13 protein-coding genes are annotated in these 19471 nt (G+C 38.7%); 4 read left to right on the top strand and 9 right to left on the bottom strand.

Features of this window, described 5'->3' with window-relative positions; all coding sequences use genetic code 11:
• Positions 1–48: 48 nt before the first annotated feature.
• The 6 genes from V7K56_RS35270 to V7K56_RS35295 form a co-directional block, all read right to left on the bottom strand.
• Complete coding sequence (locus V7K56_RS35270) at positions 49–1422, bottom strand: 16S rRNA (cytosine(967)-C(5))-methyltransferase (protein ID WP_334918533.1); 1374 nt, start codon at positions 1420–1422, stop codon at positions 49–51.
• Between the two features lie 91 nt (positions 1423–1513).
• Entirely contained in the window at positions 1514–2965 is a 1452-nt protein-coding gene (locus V7K56_RS35275) for a glycoside hydrolase 100 family protein (RefSeq protein WP_334918580.1), read from the bottom strand.
• A 604-nt stretch (positions 2966–3569) separates the two neighbouring features.
• On the bottom strand, positions 3570–4115 hold the full coding sequence (locus V7K56_RS35280; RefSeq protein WP_334918582.1) for a DnaJ domain-containing protein: 546 nt from the start codon (positions 4113–4115) through the stop codon (positions 3570–3572).
• Between the two features lie 27 nt (positions 4116–4142).
• Positions 4143–5282, bottom strand: a complete 1140-nt coding sequence (locus V7K56_RS35285) for a hypothetical protein (protein WP_334918535.1) — start codon at positions 5280–5282, stop codon at positions 4143–4145.
• A gap of 268 nt (positions 5283–5550) precedes the next feature.
• A complete protein-coding gene (locus V7K56_RS35290) occupies positions 5551–5784 on the bottom strand; it encodes a hypothetical protein (protein WP_334918536.1) in 234 nt (77 codons plus the stop codon).
• Between the two features lie 81 nt (positions 5785–5865).
• Positions 5866–6819 carry a transposase gene (locus V7K56_RS35295; RefSeq protein WP_334918538.1) on the bottom strand — a complete coding sequence of 318 codons (954 nt, stop codon included), beginning with the start codon at positions 6817–6819 and terminating at the stop codon, positions 5866–5868.
• Between the two features lie 592 nt (positions 6820–7411).
• Here V7K56_RS35295 and V7K56_RS35300 point away from each other — a divergent pair.
• The gene (locus tag V7K56_RS35300) at positions 7412–7714 is read left to right on the top strand and encodes a hypothetical protein (protein ID WP_334918540.1); all 303 of its coding nucleotides are present in this window, start codon (positions 7412–7414) and stop codon (positions 7712–7714) included.
• A 387-nt stretch (positions 7715–8101) separates the two neighbouring features.
• Here the strand turns inward: V7K56_RS35300 and V7K56_RS35305 are convergent, their stop codons facing one another.
• Together V7K56_RS35305 and V7K56_RS35310 are read right to left on the bottom strand one after the other, a co-directional pair.
• Positions 8102–9115: a hypothetical protein gene (locus V7K56_RS35305; protein ID WP_334918542.1), complete on the bottom strand. Its 1014-nt coding sequence runs from the start codon at positions 9113–9115 to the stop codon at positions 8102–8104.
• A gap of 1697 nt (positions 9116–10812) precedes the next feature.
• On the bottom strand, positions 10813–11358 hold the full coding sequence (locus tag V7K56_RS35310; RefSeq protein WP_334918544.1) for a sigma-70 family RNA polymerase sigma factor: 546 nt from the start codon (positions 11356–11358) through the stop codon (positions 10813–10815).
• A gap of 1281 nt (positions 11359–12639) precedes the next feature.
• Between V7K56_RS35310 and V7K56_RS35315 the strand changes: the two genes are divergently transcribed.
• Positions 12640–13545, top strand: coding sequence for a hypothetical protein (locus V7K56_RS35315; protein WP_334918546.1), 906 nt, complete (start codon positions 12640–12642; stop codon positions 13543–13545).
• A 109-nt stretch (positions 13546–13654) separates the two neighbouring features.
• Here V7K56_RS35315 and V7K56_RS35320 read toward each other — a convergent pair whose 3' ends face one another.
• A complete protein-coding gene (locus V7K56_RS35320; RefSeq protein WP_334918548.1) occupies positions 13655–14962 on the bottom strand; it encodes an NF041680 family putative transposase in 1308 nt (435 codons plus the stop codon).
• Positions 14963–15670: 708 nt separating this feature from the next.
• On the opposite strand from V7K56_RS35320, the gene V7K56_RS35325 reads away from it, so the two are divergent.
• Both V7K56_RS35325 and V7K56_RS35330 read left to right on the top strand, forming a co-directional pair.
• On the top strand, positions 15671–15973 hold the full coding sequence (locus tag V7K56_RS35325) for a Txe/YoeB family addiction module toxin (protein ID WP_334918550.1): 303 nt from the start codon (positions 15671–15673) through the stop codon (positions 15971–15973).
• A 319-nt stretch (positions 15974–16292) separates the two neighbouring features.
• Positions 16293–19460, top strand: a complete 3168-nt coding sequence (locus V7K56_RS35330) for a plasmid replication protein, CyRepA1 family (protein ID WP_334918552.1) — start codon at positions 16293–16295, stop codon at positions 19458–19460.
• Positions 19461–19471 lie beyond the last annotated feature (11 nt).

The following is a 19471-nucleotide window of genomic DNA, read 5'->3' on the forward strand; positions in this document are numbered from 1 at the left end:
CTCTAGTAGATTCAGGCCTCCACCAAATCGTACAATCCCAAACAGTATTCACTCGGAATTATTTGTTTTTCTTAAGCGCACCATAAAAAAACCATCTATGTCCTGTCGATGGGGCCAAAGTTTAAACCAACCTTGAGGTGTACTATCGGTAGAATCAGGTAACTCAACGCCACTGGGAAATTCAATTTGCCAATCAGGTGACTCAGCTAAAAACGCCGAAATTACTTCTTCATTTTCCGCTGGATGCAATGTACAGGTGGCATAAACTAGTACACCACCAGGTTTGACAAAAGTTGATGTATGTGTTAATAACTCTCGTTGCAGCACCGAAAGTTCCCGGACAGATGCTGGTGTCTGTCGCCAACGCGCATCAGCATGACGGTGCATGGTTCCCAAACCAGAACATGGAGCATCGAGTAATACACGGTCTGCGGTGTTTTGAAATTGGTTGATGTGGCGACTGTCGCCAGTGCAAATTTGAACAGATTGTAAATTTAGCCGTTGAGAATTTTCTTGGAGTTTGCGAAGACGAGAGGGAGTGCGATCGCAAGCCCAAATTTTCCCTCGATCTGCCATTAACTCAGCAATGTGGGTTGTTTTTCCCCCTGGTGCTGCACAGGCATCAATTACCACCTCACCTGGTTGAGGGTCGAGCAAATGACCTACTAATTGAGCGCTAGCATCTTGTACAGTCCACCAACCTTCTTTAAAACCCGGTAGTTTTTGAATTGACCCAGTATTACCAATAAATCGTAAAGCTTGGGGTAAATGAGGAATGCGTCTTATCAAAACACCAGCTGATTGCAAAGCCGCCTCAACTTCCTCAATGGAAGTGCGAAGTGGGTTGATGCGTAAGTCAATTGTTGGTGATTGGTTCATCCATTCACACAATTGTTCTGTCTCAATCAAACCCAGTTGTTCTAACCAAACTTGAACAATCCAGTCAGGAAAGCTGTGTAAAATACCCAAGCGTTCCACAGGGTTTTCTGGAAGTTCTAACGGATCAGTATGGAGAGATAAGGGAGTGTTTTCTCCTCCTGCTTTTCTGAGATACTGGCGTAATAGACCGTTAACAAAACCTGTGAGTCCAGAAAAACCGTTTTCTTTAGCGAGTTGGACTGTGGTGTTAACAGCAGCTGAGGCGGGAATACGCTCTTGATAACGCAGTTGGTAGAAGCCCAGATGTAAGATGGTACGAAGGTCTTGTGGTTGTTGATCAGATTTCTTTTTAGCGAGTTGATCGATGAGAGTATCGAGGGTGCGTTGCCTTCTGACGCTTCCATAAACTAATTCTGTCACTAAGCGGCGATCGCTATCAGGCAAACTGACTTTTTGCAACACTCTATCTAGGGCAACATCAGCATAAGCCCCCTTATGAACATTTCGTAGGGTGATAAAAGCTAATTGACGGGGGTTTGTCATGAAAACACGATTCAGGAGTCAAGAGGCTTTTGTATTCTAACTCCCAACTCCTGTACAGACGCGATTAATCGCGTCTCTCCTAACTTCTCTATCAAGAAATATACGGGTCTAAACTAGCAATTTCAAACTCACACGCTCTAGAAACCTGTTCTGCTGGTAATTTTCCAAAGCTGATTAATGGTAAAGAAGTGGGGTTTGCCATCAGTTCTTTTGCTAATAAGAACCCAGTTATTGTCCAAGTTTGATATTTCCTAGCTTGTTTCCCAATCAGTCTCCCTTTTTTCCCATCGTAATACTCTGGCCATTCATCTGTACTAAGTCGTCCTTGAGCAGTTTCAATCGCCTTTTGTGCAAGATTTGTTCTATTAGTTTTTACAGCAGCCGCCGCCAACATCCACATTAAAACTGGCCAACTACCAGCATTATGATACGACCAAGGTATATTTTTGGGGTCACATCCAGTCACAATTCTGTATTCTTCATGTTCCAAAGCTGGGAAACAAATTTTCATTGGCATATCTCCTACCAAATCATCCCATCGTTCCTCAATGAGAGTCATAATCGCTTGTGACTGTTCTTCAGTGGCTAAGTCTGAAATGATTGCCATTAAGTTTCCAAGTGAAAAGAAGCGAGTATCTAGCTGCGACGGACCAACATTACCTGCTAGATAACCGCCTTTTTTTGGTAGCCACTTATCTAATTCATAATAGGGAAGAGAATCTACATATATGTTGAACAGATTAACAGCAGCCTTGCCATATTCTTCACTTTTGAAGCGATAAATTGCATTCAGACGATTAATATCTATCCAATAATGCTGGCGAATATGACCACATAAAAGAGGCAAACGGTTATCAATGGCTTCAACAATATCGGCATTACCTTGACAAATTAGCAGTTCGCGAGATGCACGCAATGCCGTGTAAAAAAGAACTTGTAATTCTAGAGGATGCCCATAAATGCCCATACGACGGTCAATCATACAAGCGCCATCTGGAACCAACAGCGTTGGATACATATCAAAACGATTTGCCAAACAGATTTCCATGATTAACCTGATACCATTTTGGAATTCAGGTTGATAGGCAAGAGAATAATCTTCTGTGGCGATTATATAAGCGCGCAATAAAATAATCCACCATAAGCAAGAATCTACAGGTGTAACTCTAGCGATCGCATGTTCGCCAAAGTCTGCTTCTAAATATTCTTGCCCATTGTCTGATACCACTTTAAAGCTAGCTGGTATTAATCCTCGTCCTGGCTTATAGGCATCTAATGCCTTTTCTTTAGGCTGTAACTTTAAGGTTTCTTCTAAGAAATTACGAACAATATCGGTTCTACCTTTGATCAGAAAAATTAGAGCAGAAGAAACAAAATCTCGGACAAAGCACTGATCGTAATTCAGTGCCTCTACAGAGGCATCATAAGCGGCTACTGTCCCAACAGGGCGACCTTGATAATAGAGAATTGATTTTTCTAGTGCTAACCATGCTTCTTCCACTTCTTTTAAATTCTCAGTAGTTTCCAATTCGTTTAGGTGCATTGCCAGAATAACTCCATAAGGATTGTGAATTTGTGCTAGAGGTGTCTTCATTTATTCTTTTTGCTATTCTCAGCATAACAAAAACGATTCTTTGAATAGCAAAGATAATTGGGTAAAAAACAATTAATTAACTAATAAAGTTGCTGACATTTAGATAACTTTATTGTTAGTTAATTGCTTGCTATCTATTACTATTTTGGTGAATTATAGTTGTTCTCCACCGCAAGTAGTAAGATAATTCCTAAAAACAGTCACATAAGATATATTTTTAGATTATTTCTTGTTCCGTTGTCTGTCCAGAATCTTTGCTTTACCAAACAAAAACATATCTTCAGTGCTGTTTGGTAGTTGTGTGAAGTTAAAACTGATTGCAGTGTATTTACTTAAGCAGGATTAGTTTTTGACACTAATTAAGTTAGATTATTCCCCTATTATCTAATAATTTATAACGTTTTTTCATAAGATGCAAGATTAATTTTCAAAATTCTTAATATGTCAATACTCCTCAAGGGTTAATATCTTACCCTGCTGACAGATGAAACAGGGCAAAATTATTTACTCAATGATTGTTCATGTTTTGATTAGCACCGATCAACTGCTAATTTCATATTATCTGCTTCTTGAATTCTTTATAAGCTTGATTAATTGCTTGCATAGAGGCTTTTGCGCTCACAGAACTATTAACATCAGGATGATACAATCTTGCTAATCGGCAGTAGGCAAGTTTAACAACATTGGGGCGATCGCTCTGATTTACGCCCAAGACTTCCCACCATTCCCCAGATAATCCAGAGTCGAGAGTAAATTGACTCCAAATTTTGATGCTTCCGCCATTACCGCCACTTATTAGCGTCTTGCCATCAGGACTGAAAGCAACGGGATTACACCCAGAAAGATTTTGTAGTAGTTCCCCTGTGTGGAGGTTCCAAAGTTTGATTGTACCGTCTCGGCTGGCACTGGCGAGGGTTTTTCCATCAGGGCTGATGGCAACAGACAAAACTGCCGCCGAGTGTCCAGTTAGAGTGGAAAGTAATTCTCCAGTTTGGAGATTCCACACCTTAATTGTGGCGTCTGTGCTACCACTAATAAGAGTTTGACTGTTAAGACTGATAGCAACTGTATTCACTGCACCCAAATGTTCAGTAAGAATGTAGCGCTGTTGCCAAGTTTTGAGATCTCACAGGCTAATAGTTCGATCAGCGCTACCACTTGCAAGAATTTTACCATCGGGACTGATGGTGACAGACAAAACTGCATCTGAGTGTCCATTTAAGGTGCGTTTTACTGTTCCCGTGTAGCGTCCCCAAATTCTAATTGTCTTATCAGCAGCACCACTAGTAAGAATTGCCCCATCAGGACTGTAGGCTACTGAGTTAACAAAACCATTATGACTATAACTAGAGTTTAAATAAAAGAATGTGTGGAGAAATTTTTTTGTGTCCATCTGCCAACTGCTGATTTTGCGATCAACACTACCACTTGCAATCTGCTGTCCATCAGGACTGATCGCAACAGATAAAACTGCCTCTGCTTGTCCAGAGAATGTATACAGCCATTTTCCCGTTTTCAAGTTCCACAAATTAACTTGTCTGTCATCACTGCCACTGACTAAGGTAGTACCATCAGGACTGATTGCGATCACATTAACTGCCGCTAAGTGTCCTTTGAGTGTGCGTCCACATCTCCAGGTTTCAGCTAGCTGGGTTGTCAGAGATATTATTTCTAGTTCAATATGGGGAGTAGAAGGTTTAGGCGTAACAAATTCTGATTTTTTCTTGAATTCTGCCTTAAGTGCTTGTAACTCATCTTCGATTTCTAAAACAGCAAATTTTTGGTTGAGCTCCTCACCAGATAAAAATGCTTCTAATTCCATCACTGCTTCAGAATAGTAGTTCATCTGCAAAACTTTCTCTTCCATCCGCTCAAAAAGCTGTGCTGGAGTTTCGCTAATTCCAGATTCGTCTAAAAGTTTAGCAATACCATAAGTGGCGAGTCCCACCACTGCACCAATTCCCGCCATCGGGACTGCACCAATCCCAAATGCCAGTCCTACTTTCGGTGCGACTAAACCCATACCGCCGACTGCACCAATTCCCATTGTGGCGATCGCAGCAGCATCTTTCTGTGCGATCGCATTAATTGCACCATAAGCAGCTGCACCAGCCACAGCGCCAGCAGCTACTACAGGAGTTGCACCAATGCCAACTGCACCAAATCCGCCTGCTAGTCCCATCCCGCCTACCGTTGCAAAAACACCAGCACCTGCGATGGTTCCGCCTGCAATAAATGCTGCGCCTGTTTTAGAGTTTTGTGTCACTGGTTTTTGTTTTTTAAGAGGAACAAACTACGAAGGAAGAAGACAGGTGCGATGCCTACGGCGGGCTACGCCTACGCATTTTCATCCTTCCTCAGTTGAGATAAAGTCTTTTTAGAATAGCAAATAGACTAGATACTTAGAACTGGACTTTAGACTAAAAAGCACAAAATGACTCAGGGAAGCTGAGTTGAGAAAAAGCAAAAACAAAAATTGAAAAAATTAGAAATCAAGCGGATTTCTGCTCAGTTTTACGTGAAGGAGTAGTCCGTTATTTGACGATTGGATAGCGAATTCTACGTTGCCGGGGCTGCCCAGTCTTCCAACCTGGAGATTTACCTCGTGGTTTTGGCGGTTGGGCAGGAGTAGAAACTCTGACTAAAATCCCAGGCATAGCTTGTGCAACGCGTCCAGGGGTCATCAGAGTCATCTGTTTTTGCCACGGGAGCGGATTGTCATTGACAATATCACGAGCCAGCCATAACTCCCAAGTCATCATTGGCATGAGATCACTCCATCGGTCACATTGAGCTGGAGTAGATAGCTTTGGTAAAGTCCAATGCAAGCGCTGTTTAACAAAACGATATTAGTGGTCAACCGCAAAGCGTCGTAAATAGAGTTTCCACAGTTCAGACAGGGGTGGCATTTCTTCACCCACAAAGGCCAACCACATCGGTTTATTGACTCGTGGGCAGCCATCCTCAAGTAATCTCTCAACCAGTATAATTGACATCGGGTGGTGTGAAGACAGCCGAAAATGCTTTCTTGCCCACAGCCGAATCCTGACTCTACCTAGTTTGGCATTTTCTTGTTCAATTATTTCGGTTGGTTCTGACCAAGTACTGGCATCATTTAGCTTAAACTTATCACCGTGTATTCGCGGTTTTCCTCTGCCTGAATATTGTGGCGGTTCTCCCCATAAACATAAGTTGGAACGTAAGCGCATCAGTTTATCAGCGTTGATGTTCGCTGTTTTGGTCACAAATGGCGCACATCCATATTCGATATCCCATAATGTAATTGGTCGTGAAGGTAGATGCTGACACAGCTGTTTTAGTTGCCATACAGCTTTATCTATCGGATTTTCCCAGCTTGTAATTCGTTCATGCCTCAATGGTAATGCCCAACTGCCTTCAGTTTCTGGTATCCAAGCGATGGTACTGTATCCGTATCCCGGGGTGATGGGGCGACCTCCTCTTCCGCCTTGGGTATAATGCTCATAAGTTCTTTCTTTAAGAGTGTAAGCATCTGGTCTTGACCATACTGTATGGTCTCCTGCTAAAATGACGCGTCCCATTTTTGGTATTTTTCGACTATACAGTTCCATCAACTTGTGACGCTGCGGTCTGGTATCCTGTATTGCTTCATAGATACTTGACCATTGACGGCGAAATACCGGACACATTGATAAATCTGCCAGGCTATACGCATTGCGTGTTAACAATATTGCATCTATCAATTCAAAAGTTGCATCCTTTGCCCGGCATAAACATTTGTATGCTGCTTGACGGAACTCTTTCAATTGTGCAAAAACATCCATAGCGGCTGATGAAGGTTGGTAGTGCTTCTTTCATCTTCCGTTACTGGGGTGCTTGTTCTTACAGGCATCCCTTCACTTTTTGCAGTCCCATTATTTATTGATCGCTCTGTTTTAGTCTAAAGTCCAGTAGTAAATGCCCCAATCACAATGCTTTAGAGAAGGCAGAGGCGAGATCGCCAAATCTGCACACAAAGGCGTATGGTCTGGGAACTATCAACGCCCTTGGGACTATCGCAAACAACAGAGATCAGGACGCGAGCGCAGTTAATACTCTTTACTCTCCCCTTTGGTTGTAGTAAGGGGTTAGTTCTGGGGGAAATTAGCACTCTTACTAAACTGGTATAAGGCTAGAGAAGCTGTCACCTTATGTCAATCCGCTAAAAATCTTGTTGTAACTGGTTTTTAGTTGTTGTCTTTCCAAAAATATAAAAGTTTACGTAGTTCCGCTTTTCATAGGGTTTGAAGCCCTTAAATTTCAGAGACTTCAATTGATACAATTTTATCCCTGGCGCTCGCAATACGGTCACGGTTGAGTCGGAATTAGTACTAAATTATTGAAGCTTGAAAAAGCGACTAATAGAATAACCCAACAATGATTTGCACTCACTGCTGGGTCAATTATTTACCTGCACTTACTGATGCACTCAGTGAAGGCAGAAATATCAAATTCAAAGATATCTCTATGTTAACAAACAATTCTCAAGAAATCTCCTCTGGAAGTTACATTGCTGTTCCACCAGCATCTAATATTCCTACTCCCCAAGTCGGGAAACCATTAACAACCTACGATTACTTGGCTTTAATCCCAGTGCTGATTACTGCTGCAACCCCTTTGATATTGGGACTGAAGAAGAAAGATAAAGACAAGAATGAAGATAAGGAGGATGAGAACTAGGTAACTGTAGGGTGCGCGATCGCAGTCAATTTCCCAATTAAAATATCATATTTAAGACGGATTGCGATTGCGATGAGTAAAAAATGACTATGCCGAAAATAGAGGTTGAGTTAAATCGATGAGGAGTATTATCTCCCCCTCGACCTAACTCTATGCCTAGTAGATTTGGGCTGAAGTATAATTATAACAAAAGTAAGAATCTGAGCAAAAGTAATTAGTCAAAATTACATGCAATCCAAATCTAAACTATTACCCTACGACAATAGTTTTTGAAAATAATTATGTCTGACTACTTATGTCCTATACCTCTTGACTACTCGCCATCGCAGCTTTGTTAGTCACATAAATAAAGAGTAAAAGTTTTCTACTCCATTACAAAACCCATTACTATAGTTGTTTGACTATATCTACTGAATTTTGAGCTAAATTTAACCATTGTTCAGATTCTTTAAGATATCTTTGTGCTTGTGTACGCCAGTGAAGTGCTAAATCATTATAATTTTTTAATTCAGCTTTTATTTGTTTAGATTCAGCTTCCATTTGTTTAGATTGAGCTTCTATTTGTTTAGATTCGGCTTTCGATTGTATTTGTTCAGCTTTTCTGCTTAAGCCTATTCTTTGTGAAGGTTGTAAAATATCACTAATCCTAATCTTTAATAGGTTTAGTGAATCATAAGTCTTTTGTAATTCCGGGTTAGTGAATTTATTTTTAAATTCTTGATTTGTTTCATTTGCATTATGTTTATTATCATGATGCTTGTTAGTGAAAAGAAAAGTCTCATTAGAATTGTTATAACTTCTAACTAACTTCTCATTAGAGTCATTTATGAGGCTAAATAGTGCAATTCCTTGGTGGGTTAAATTATTTGCTCCCTTATTTGATTGTCTAATTGAATTGCCTATTCTATCATTTACCGGAACCATAGCATTTGGGAAGGTGATTTGATAACAAGAAGAAACTAATTCAATCATCAACAAAAGCAATCCACCTACCAAGAACTTTTTCCTTGAGCTAATAAAAGCTTGGCTATCTCCTAATAGTTTTTTTTTAGATAGTAGATGAGCATCTTGACTTGTCTGAGATGCATTGTAATGCATTACAAAATTATTATTTTGTGATGAAAAATCGCGTTGAGCTTCACCTAAAGCATTACTAATATCAGTGACTTCTAATTTTGAAATTGTTGATGCCGGAATCACACTGTCTTCCAGTTCTTGGTCTATTTCGTTGATTAAATCATTTAATTCGTCATCGTATATTGCAAGTTCTAAAATATGATCAATTTGATTGAGTTCATCATCAGAAGGAGACGGAATTACAACTAACTTCCGATATTCTTCAACTAAATGATTTGAACAGTGCAAAATTCTTCTTTCCGGTATGTTAGGAACGTATTTCATTCTTTTTCCCATTAATAACAAATGTAACCTTTTACGGGGGGTAGATCATTCTCCTAAACGCTAAAGCTCTTATTTAGCAGGGTTTGGGTGAATTTCTGGTCTGTGCTAATAGTCCTAAAATGTCTGAAACACAATTGGCAGAACAGTGTAGCACTTTTGACTAGTCAAAAATAACCAAAAAAAATCAAATCTAGACTTTTTTTCGTACTGTTTCCGTCTGATTTCATATCGAACATTTTTTTGATCTCCTCGTGAACGGTTACTAACAACTTAGGTTTTAATTGATGACAATTCATCATTTTAGCAAAGAAGTACAATGTCTTATTCGTATATAGTTGTGCCTCGAACAATCGAGACGTGACATTAAAAAAAAAAAAAAGTGTTAAGTTATTATAAAACTGAATCTATTTCCGTGTCTTATCTTCCTTGAACTAATATCTGTAAATGCTCTCTATGTAAGCATTAGAGCTATAACATCAGTGACAAGTTAAGGTCATGAATAATTTGTCAATAAGCAATAGTGCTTAAAATTCTGGGAAAATTGGGGTAGAAAACACAATTTTTAAGCTAGCGATCGCGTTAAATTTAAAAGCATCATTTATTCTTACCCTCAAAACCTAGTACAAAGCTTAATTTTTTACTTTATTAAGCAGGTGATTTATAGCGTAATTATTATTGACAAAACTAATTTTGCCTTAACCTGTCACCAATGAGGCTATAATCGCAAACATACGAAAGATTAGGTTATAGGGTGGCCGCCGAAATACCCGCAAAAGTGTGATTCGTTGTAAAGATATGTGACGCAGATGTTTGAAACCTTTGATTTAACGTTGTTTCAATACCGGATTGAGCGATTGCGTTTTGCTGTTGCAACGTGCAACACCACAATCATACTGCCGAAATAGGACAATCGAACAATCGGATAATCCGCTAAATCAAAATATCTTAAAAAGCTGTGTAAAAATTAGGCGGTTATGCGCTACGCAAGGTTGATGAGTGAGAAGAAGGAACCTACCGATGGTACTTGCCGCCAAATCACAGTCAACATTGCCGCAACCATTAATGACAGATTGAGTATGTGCTCGCGTAGTCCCAGGCTGCGATAATACGCACTTTGAGCGTATATGGCTGGACTTAGCAAGTTTTTTAAATGTTCGGGGAAACAGCTTCATTATCCGCTTGCGGCGTATGACGATGACGAACATGGTCGGCAGGGAGCGGTTTTTTGGCTGGCATTGCTTTGGGCGAGATGATGCACTAACACTAGTTTCCCAGCTTTTTTAATTTCTTTATACTGGCTCTTGACAAAACCTAAAAAACCTTAACTTGTCACGAATCAGAGCTAATTATAAAAGCACAATTTATATTAAATAAGTAGTGGGCTGCACTACCCGCACTATGACCAAAACCATTCATTTCGCGAAATTAGAACGTACCAATTAACCTAGTGGTTGCTCATTTGACATTTAGTACATTTATACTATAAAATGATAATATAAATGTAATATAGTAATCCGATTTGATTCCTGAAATTATCTGCGTAGGTAGGGAACAGGGAACAAAAAAGAAGGTAGATGTGTACTGAATCTTGTTCAAAAATCAAATAGGAGTCCTATAGCTTTTGCTTGGGTTTAATGCGTCGGCGGTGTTATGGGAACGGTAATTTCAAATCGCACCTTACAAAAGCAAAATTGCTATCAATAACTTGGCGAGTCATTTACATATAAAGAGCGTAATGCGTCGAGAGCGCGTTTTCCCCTTTGACGGGCAGTTTGTTCGCTGACAACTTTGGTTGAACTAGAAAGGAGGACAGCGATTTGGCTCCACGAGAAATTCTCGAAAAATCGCCACTGAATAATTTGGCGCTCGCAATCTTTTAGCCGCGCAATTTGGGAATTGAGATATACTATATCGTCTGTATCGAATGCTGAAGAAGGCTTTTGGTAACGAATATTCTCCAGAAATTCGAGCGTACCGGACTCTACCAAGATGCTTTGGCGGCAGAGATCATACTGTTTTATGATATAGCGTTCGGCAATACGTTTACAGTATGCAACTGGATTCCTGACTTCCCTACCCGATTCTATTGCTTCAATGAAAGACAAAATCACGTAGTGCAGTACATCCTCGCGAGACACGTTTGGTTGTGGTTTTAATATATAGAGACGATATTTGATATGAGCAGAAAGCGCTTGAGATTGCATCACCTGCAAAACTTCAGGGTCATGTGGTTGGTGAATCATTTTTTTGTTGATTTGAAGTATTGTTAAATTCGTCACATTATTAATGAATAACAATGTTTCTGGGAATTGATTTATTGAATAGTTAACTATTACCGATGTATAAAATTCATCTAACTTTTGAAGAGTAATTATCGCCATTACCAAAACAATAATGATTTGTAATCCATCACATCAATAGTTAGAGAACTAAATTAATCCCTGCGCTTGCTCTATCTCCTCAAAATGCAATCACAATCAATCAGTACCAGTAAATTTAAAAATGTGACCTATCAATAGATAGAAATAACACAGCAGCAATTTCCAGTTTTGTGTATTTTTTTGTAACTGTTTGCGGGGGGAGAGGGTAGATCATTCGTATAAAAGCTAAAGCTTTTGCGGTGCAATGCTCTGGGATGATTTATGATCGGGATTAATCTTACTTCAAATATCTAAAAGACAATTTGCAGACCAATGTAGGACTTTTGACTACTCAGAATTATCCGTTAAAAATCAAACCTAGATTTGTTTTCATACTGATTCCGTATGATCTTATGTCGGACATTTTTTGCTCACCCCCGTGAACGGTTACTTTTTTTACTTTGTCCTTGAAATTGCGGAATTTATTTTAAGTATCTAAACTGGTTAAAATGTGACTATTCTATTAACTTCATTTTTGAAGTCAGTTTAGAACTGTCATATTCAGTGATGCTACATAAATATTATTATCTAAAAAAATATATATACGTGTAGCAACCTGTAATCCTAATCGTTCAAACCTGCAATCATCCGTTTCAGCCAGGATTATTTGCAACTAAAAATATTTTAATTTTTATTGTGTTTCAATCCGCTTAAAGTGGCAGCCCCGCAGCATTTGCTCCTGGAAGGGTATCCACCGAGGTATAGGTTATTTGGTATTTTGAACAGGGCGCTGGACACAATGATTGAGGTGCAAAAAAATGATTTGCAGCTTGTCCAGTAAGACTTTCAGTCTTAGCGTAACTTTCTGTACTGTTGCTCATTTACCCCCAATTACAGCAGCTTTTTTCCAAAGATTGCTTATAACTTTGCTATTTTGCATAGCGCCTTCTACTAATTCCCTATAGACTTAGGGGTTTAGAGGGAGTAAGAAAAGATTAACACACTTCTGTGGTCTAAAGCCGGAAAAAATAATTATAATTTTTAATTTATTTAAAAAAGTGTGGTACTTTATGGCAAAAGTGTGGTACACAAAAGCTAAGGTAGTAAAGATTTGAAGTATTAATTTTAAAAATGACAAGTGCAACTCAAGTAAAGCGAATACGAATGTCTGAACATGTCGAGCAAAAATTGAAACAATTAGCAGAGGAAAATAAATGTGAGTATCATGGAAAGCCAAGTATTAGCAAGCTTTTATCTAAAATTGCCAATGGATACTTAGAGATCAAAAAAAAGTCTCCTCTAGAGTCAGAGCTACAATGTGTTCCATTAGTTCAATTAGAAATAACAGTATTATCAAATTTAAATGGAACTATAGCTGAGATAGCTAATAAGCTAGCTAATTTTGGAGTCAATATTTTTCAAGCAAAATCAAAAGAAGATAGTAATGTGATCCAACTCATTGTACATATACCAGAAGAAATCAAAAATAAAAAAACACAGAAACGACACAATTTAATTGAACTGTTTAATTCTTTGCAAGAAATAAATATTAAGAGTATTGTAAATTATAATGAATACAATAAGTTAGAAAAGTTATTATTCCTTTTAAGTACAAAAGCAAGAGAAAATTATATTTTTTATCAGGAAAGAATAAAGGCTGAAACTAAGGCAGGAAAACAAAAAAACAAAAAAACCAACGAATACTTTAGTGAAGGAGAGTTTTTAAAGGAGTATCTACTAGAGTTTTATGGTAGTCAATCCATAGTTACAAATGTTAATTGCATGATTGGATATGAAGTTATTATAAATAATCAAACAGGAACCCTAGCAGAATTAACATCTAAAATTGCTGAGAAGTTTTTTTCTATCATCTACCTGGAAATAGACATTTCCCCTGACAAGCGCACTAATATAATCAATTTAATATTAGGTTTTTATCCTCTCGCTACCCATGAAAAAGTTTTTGAAAAGCTCTCAAGTATAAAAATATTGATGGAAAAAGAGATTTTTCATGATTTAAACAATGTTATAAAAGCACGTCAATTAAGTACATTAAATATCATGGACTAAGAGATGATTTATAAAGTAAATCAACTGGAGTTTAGACTAAGCCATACAAAAAGACCCAGCAGGGCTGAGTTAATCAGAGACATAGTGAAATTATGAATAATCTTGAGTATTAAACAGCAATTGATGGTTCTTTAGGTGGTGGTGTTACTGTTTTTTTAACAATGGGACATCGGTTTTTACGGTGACGCTTTTTGCCGGGTTCCCAACCAGGGGACTTTCCGCGAGATTTGGGTGCAACAGCAGGAGTGCCAATCACCGCGAAAACTCCACCCATAGCTTGAGCAACTCTTCCAGGAGTCAAATTACCCTGAGACTTCTGCCAAGGTAGAGGATTGTCAGTAACAATATCACGAGCTAACCATAACTCCCAAGTCATAAGAGGCATCAAATCACTCCAGCACTCACATTGCTTGGGAGTGCTTAAATTTGGCACAGTCCAATGTAGACGTTGCTTTAAAAAGCGATACCAATGATCAATTGTAAAGCGACGCAAGTAAAGACACCAAACTTCCTCTAGGGGTGGCATTTGTTCTCCTACCCAAGCCAACCACAAAGGTTTGAACACTCTCATGTTACCTTGCGCGTCGAGACGTTCAACCCTGAGCAGTAATATGGGTAGTGTAGGCGCTTTACGGAAGTGTAAATCTTTCCATAAGCTAACACGCACACGTCCTAATTTTGGGTCATTGACTTCTAAGATAGATGTCGCTTCACTCCATGTTATGGGTTCATTGAGTTTAAATTTATCACCATGCTTTTTGGGTCGCCCCTTCCCAGAATAAGCTTCAGGTTCACCCCATAAACATAAATTTGAGCGCAACCGAACGAGAATATCCACCGGAATATTGGCAGTTTTTAACAAAAAAGGCGCACAACCGTATTCACTATCCCAAACGGAAATCGGTCTGGAGGGTAAATATTTACATACCTGTTTTAATTGCCAAATTGCTTTCCCCATCGGACTTTCCGCACTTGTGATTCGTTCATGTCTTAAAGGTAATGCCCAACTTCCTTCAGTTTCTGGTATCCAGGCAATTGTGCTATATCCCTGTCCCACGGTTATTGGTTTATTTCCCGCTATGGATGTGCCACTATGTTCATAAGTTCTTTCTTGTAGTTTGACTGCATCTGGGCGTGACCAGTTAGTATGGTCGCCTGCCAATAGAGGTCTTTTCCCTATTGGTATCTGTTTTATATATAACTGCATCAATTTCTGTCGCTGTGGTCTGCTATTTTGTAATGCCTCATAGATGCTCGGCCACTTGCGTCTAAACACTGGTGATAAGGATAAGTCTGCTAGGCAATAAATATTTCGGGTCAGCAATATGGCATCTGTTAATTCAAAGGTCGCGTCTTTGGCTCTACCTAAATATTTGTAGGCTACTTGACGAAACTCTTCAAGTCTGGCATTTTTCATGTTGGTAGGTGAGTAATGGTAGTTCTTTTCTCACCTTCTGCCAAAAGGGGGACTGTATTCAATCAGACACCCCTTTTTTCTTGATCGTTCTCCATCTAGTCCCAGACTCAAGATAATGATAATCAAATGCGGGGGGTGGGAGAGAAACGAGCAACGCTCGTTTCTCTCCCACCTTTTTAACGATTATCATTATTGTACTTATATTTCACACATACATATTACATAATTATCAAAAGTCGTGGATGTTTTGAGACTGACAAGATAATATTTTTAATCTGTAATTTTATTTGATTTGCGTTCTCTTATATCGCTTTTAGTCTAAACTCCAGTTATAAGTTTAAGGCACTTATCAATACTAATTTTAGCTAATATACAATTGTCCAACCAATCAAGCTATTATTTACTATAAAGCCTACAGCATTAGGAAATCTCCCACCATGTCCAACCAGACAAACTTGACTGATGCTCATAACAACCTAGCCGAACTCTGCGCTAAAGTAGTTGCAGATAGAGAAGTGGTAATTATTAATTGACAAGAAGGCGAAAGTGTCGCCCTAATTGCTGTTGATGAACTAGATAGTTTACTAGAAACATCTCATTTACTTCGTTCACCTAAAAATGCAGTCCGTCTATTAACTGCTTTGGAAAGAGCAAAAGCTAGAACTTTAAAACCTCAAAATATTAACGAACTACGTCAGGAGTTGAGTGTTGACGAAGAAAAAGAAGGATGAAACCCAACCCCAAGAAAATAAAGTTCGAGATGCTGTATTTCATCCAGAATTTCGGGAAGACCTCGCATATTGGATAGAGACAAACCGCAAAACTGTGCTTCGCGCTTTTAACTTGGTTGAAGCGATTATGCGAGATCCTTTTACAGATATTGGAAAACCTGAACCATTGAAATATTTAGATTCAGATGCTTGGTCGCGGCGACTTACTCAAGAACACCGGATTGTTTATCTAGTAGGTGATGACCGAATTGATTTTCTTCAAGCTCGATATCATTACTGAAATAGCACATAGCTACAAGCCAGTGCGCGTCTACGATTCTTGACAGAGCTTGTCTTGCAAGATGTTACCCTATAGCGATCGCATTCCTTAACGTAGAAATTTACTGATAAATAAAAATTAATTGCGAATAAATATCACAATACAAAATTATTACTTCGGGGATCTAATAGGCAGAATAACCCACTAGAGTCTTAACCGATGTGTCTCCCATAACGAAGTCAGAAAAGCAACACAAAAGCTTCGCAATCTCTCTTAAATAAAAAAAGCAGATGCATGTTAATGTTTTAATCTCATTGACTTTCCCTTTGAGCCTTTCCCTATGCATCTGCACTATTTACACCCCCAACATCTTGAAGAACTAGTCAAGAGTAGTGGTATAGACTTACACCTAGTGCAACTCAATTTTAGGTCACTCCAAGGCGTAACAGCTTTTGAGTACCTATTGATTTCTGAGCTACTCCCCCGCACCAATACCGGAATGGTGAAAGCTGAATGGTTGCAGCGTTATGCTCATATTACTGAAGGTGGTTGGTGGTGTTCGGGGCTAGACCCTTTAAATAATTGGCAAATGATGGAATGGGGATGCTTTAAGCCAAACCAACCGCGACAGAATCACAATGGTAAGTCCATCAAATACGAGCATCCTCCCAGCACGCCAACGCGGGTGTTTTGTTTACGGGTAACGCTGCAAGTATGGCAGCAAGTCGCTGGACGTTACAATCTGGTCATGCCTGACAATATTACCATTACTGCTGATGGTGAAGCTGAAGGCTTTTGGCAATGGGTGATGCAACAGAACATTCCCCTCATTCTCTGCGAGGGTGTGAAGAAAGCAGCCACACTGTTGACACAAGGATATGCAGCTATTGCCATTCCTGGAATTACCAGTGGTTATCGAGTTGTTAAAGATGAATTTGGCAAAGTTACCCGTCGTCAGCTAGTTCCTGACTTAGCAGCGTTTGCAATTACAAAGCGTAACTTTTATATTTGCTTTGATTTTGAAACTCAACCTAAAACAATTGCTGCTGTAAATAATGCTATTTCTCAACTTGGTTGTTTATTCCAACAAGAAAAATGCACTGTTAAAATTATCGAACTTCCAGGAATAGAAAAAGGAGTTGATGAATTTATCGTTGCAAAAGGTGCAAGTAGTTTTGATAAAACTTATCGTCAAAGTGTTGATTTAGAAATTTATCTTGCTCAAACCAAACCCCACACTGAGTTAACTATTCCTGCTGCACTCACTTTCAATCGCCCTTATATAAGTGAAATACCTTTCCCCAGTTGTGGATTAGTAGGAGTCAAATCAGCAAAAGGAACAGGTAAAACTACAGCACTGCAAGCTGTTGTTAAGCAAGCAAAAATTAAAAATCAACCCATTTTATTAATTACTCACAGAATCTTACTAGGAAGATTTTTGTGTGAAAAGATTGGGATTCAATGGGGAACATATAAAAAAGATACGGAGAAAAAGATTGATAAAAGACTTACTCCTGCTCCTCCCATTCTCCGCTCACTCTCTCCTCAGCAGTCCCTTGGATTGTGCGTTGATTCGATTTGGAAACTCAACCCGGAAAATTGGCGAGGAGCAATAGTAATTTTGGATGAGGTGGAGCAATCTTTGTGGCATCTATTAAATAGTAATACTTGTAAACAAAAGCGTGTAAAAATATTAAAATTATTCCAGCAACTAATTTCTACAGTTTTAACAACTGGGGGGTTAGTAATTGCCCAAGATGCTGATTTATCAGATGTATCACTTGAATATTTACAGGGATTGGCAGGAATAAAATTAACACCTTGGGTAGTTCTTAACCAGTGGAAACCTCAGCATGGTTGGGACGTAACTTTTTATGATTCGCCGAATCCAACACCGCTAATTCACCAACTGGAATTAGATTTACTTGCTGGACGTAAATGTTATGTTACTACCGATAGTCGTGCTGGGCGTTACAGTTGTGAAACAATCGAACGTTATCTTAAAGAACGCTTACAAAAATTACGACGACAATTTCCCAAAACCTTAGTAGTTAGTAGCCACACTATAAACACACCTGGTCACGAAGCGGTTGATTTTATCGCAGCTATCAATGAAAAAATCTCTGAGTATGACGGCGTTTTTGTTACCCCTAGCCTTGGTACGGGAATTAGTATTGATGTCCAACACTTTGACCGAGTTTATGGCATTTTTCAAGGGGTGATTCCTGACTCGGAAGCAAGACAAGCATTAGCAAGAGTGCGGGATGATGTGCCGCGTGTTGTCTGGTGCGCTAAACAAGGTATTGGCTTAATTGGTAGTGGTAGTACAAATTATCGCTTGCTATCTGATTGGTATCAGGAAAATCAAAAAGAAAACTTAGCTTTGCTTAGTCCAATACATAAAATAGATGTGGATTTACCTTTAGTTCATGACCCTATTCATTTGCGAACTTGGGCTAAGTTATCTGCACGGGTAAATGCTTCTATCCGCCTCTACCGTCAATCGATGCAAGATGGTTTGATTGCTGATGGGCATCAAATTCAGATGCGGAGTAATGCTGTTCACAATAATATTATTCGAGATTTACGCCTGGCGTTTTTGGCAACTGATGCTGATGATTTAGCTACCCGTAAACGGTTAATTTTAGAAATTGTTAAAGTTCAAAAAGATTGGGTACAAAGTCGTCAAAAAGCTAAAGAAATTAAACGTAAAATAAAAGAAATTAAGCAGCAAAATCAACTATCGGTAGCAACTGCTGTAGCTAATGCTAAAGACATCGATTATATAGAATATAAGCAGATGTTAGTTAAGCATTCCCTAATAGATGGAGAACGCAACCAAATTAACAAATATATTCTTAGACAAAGATATGGTGTAGAAATTACTCCTTGGCTGAAATTACAGGATGAACAAGGATATTATCGTCAATTGTTAATTCACTATTATTTAACTCATGAAAGCGAGTATTTTCATGTGAAAGACGAGCAAGAGTGGCATCAACAATTATTTTGGGGCGAAGGAAAAGTTTTTCTCCCAGATTTAAAAACTTATACGCTCAAGGTTGAAGCTATGAAAGTTTTAGGAATGCTTCAGTTTCTTGAAGAAAAACGCGAATTTAATGATAATGATCCAGATTTGATATTGCTAAAAAATATTGCTTTTCAGCATAGTAAACATATTAAAAGAGTGCTTGGTATTAATTTAGTTGGAGAAAAAGACCAGGTTTCAGCAATAAAAATACTTAGCCGACTATTAAATTTATTGGGTTTGAAGCTGAAGCGCGTAAATGAGTTTTATCAAATCGATTTAGAAACGCTATATGATGGCAGGGAAAAAATATTTGACGTTTGGCATCATCGAGATGAGTTGATGTTGGCTCATGTTAAGAGTGTTGGCTATGAGTTGCCTGATTATTATTCAGACTGGAAGTTTGAAATTCTACAAACGAAGTCTAAAAACATAGACTACAGGTTATCTATGTCTACTTTCCCATTATCCAAGATATAGAAATCCTGACT

It is taken from the genome of Nostoc sp., from assembly GCF_036917535.1.
Lineage (GTDB): Bacteria > Cyanobacteriota > Cyanobacteriia > Cyanobacteriales > Nostocaceae > Nostoc.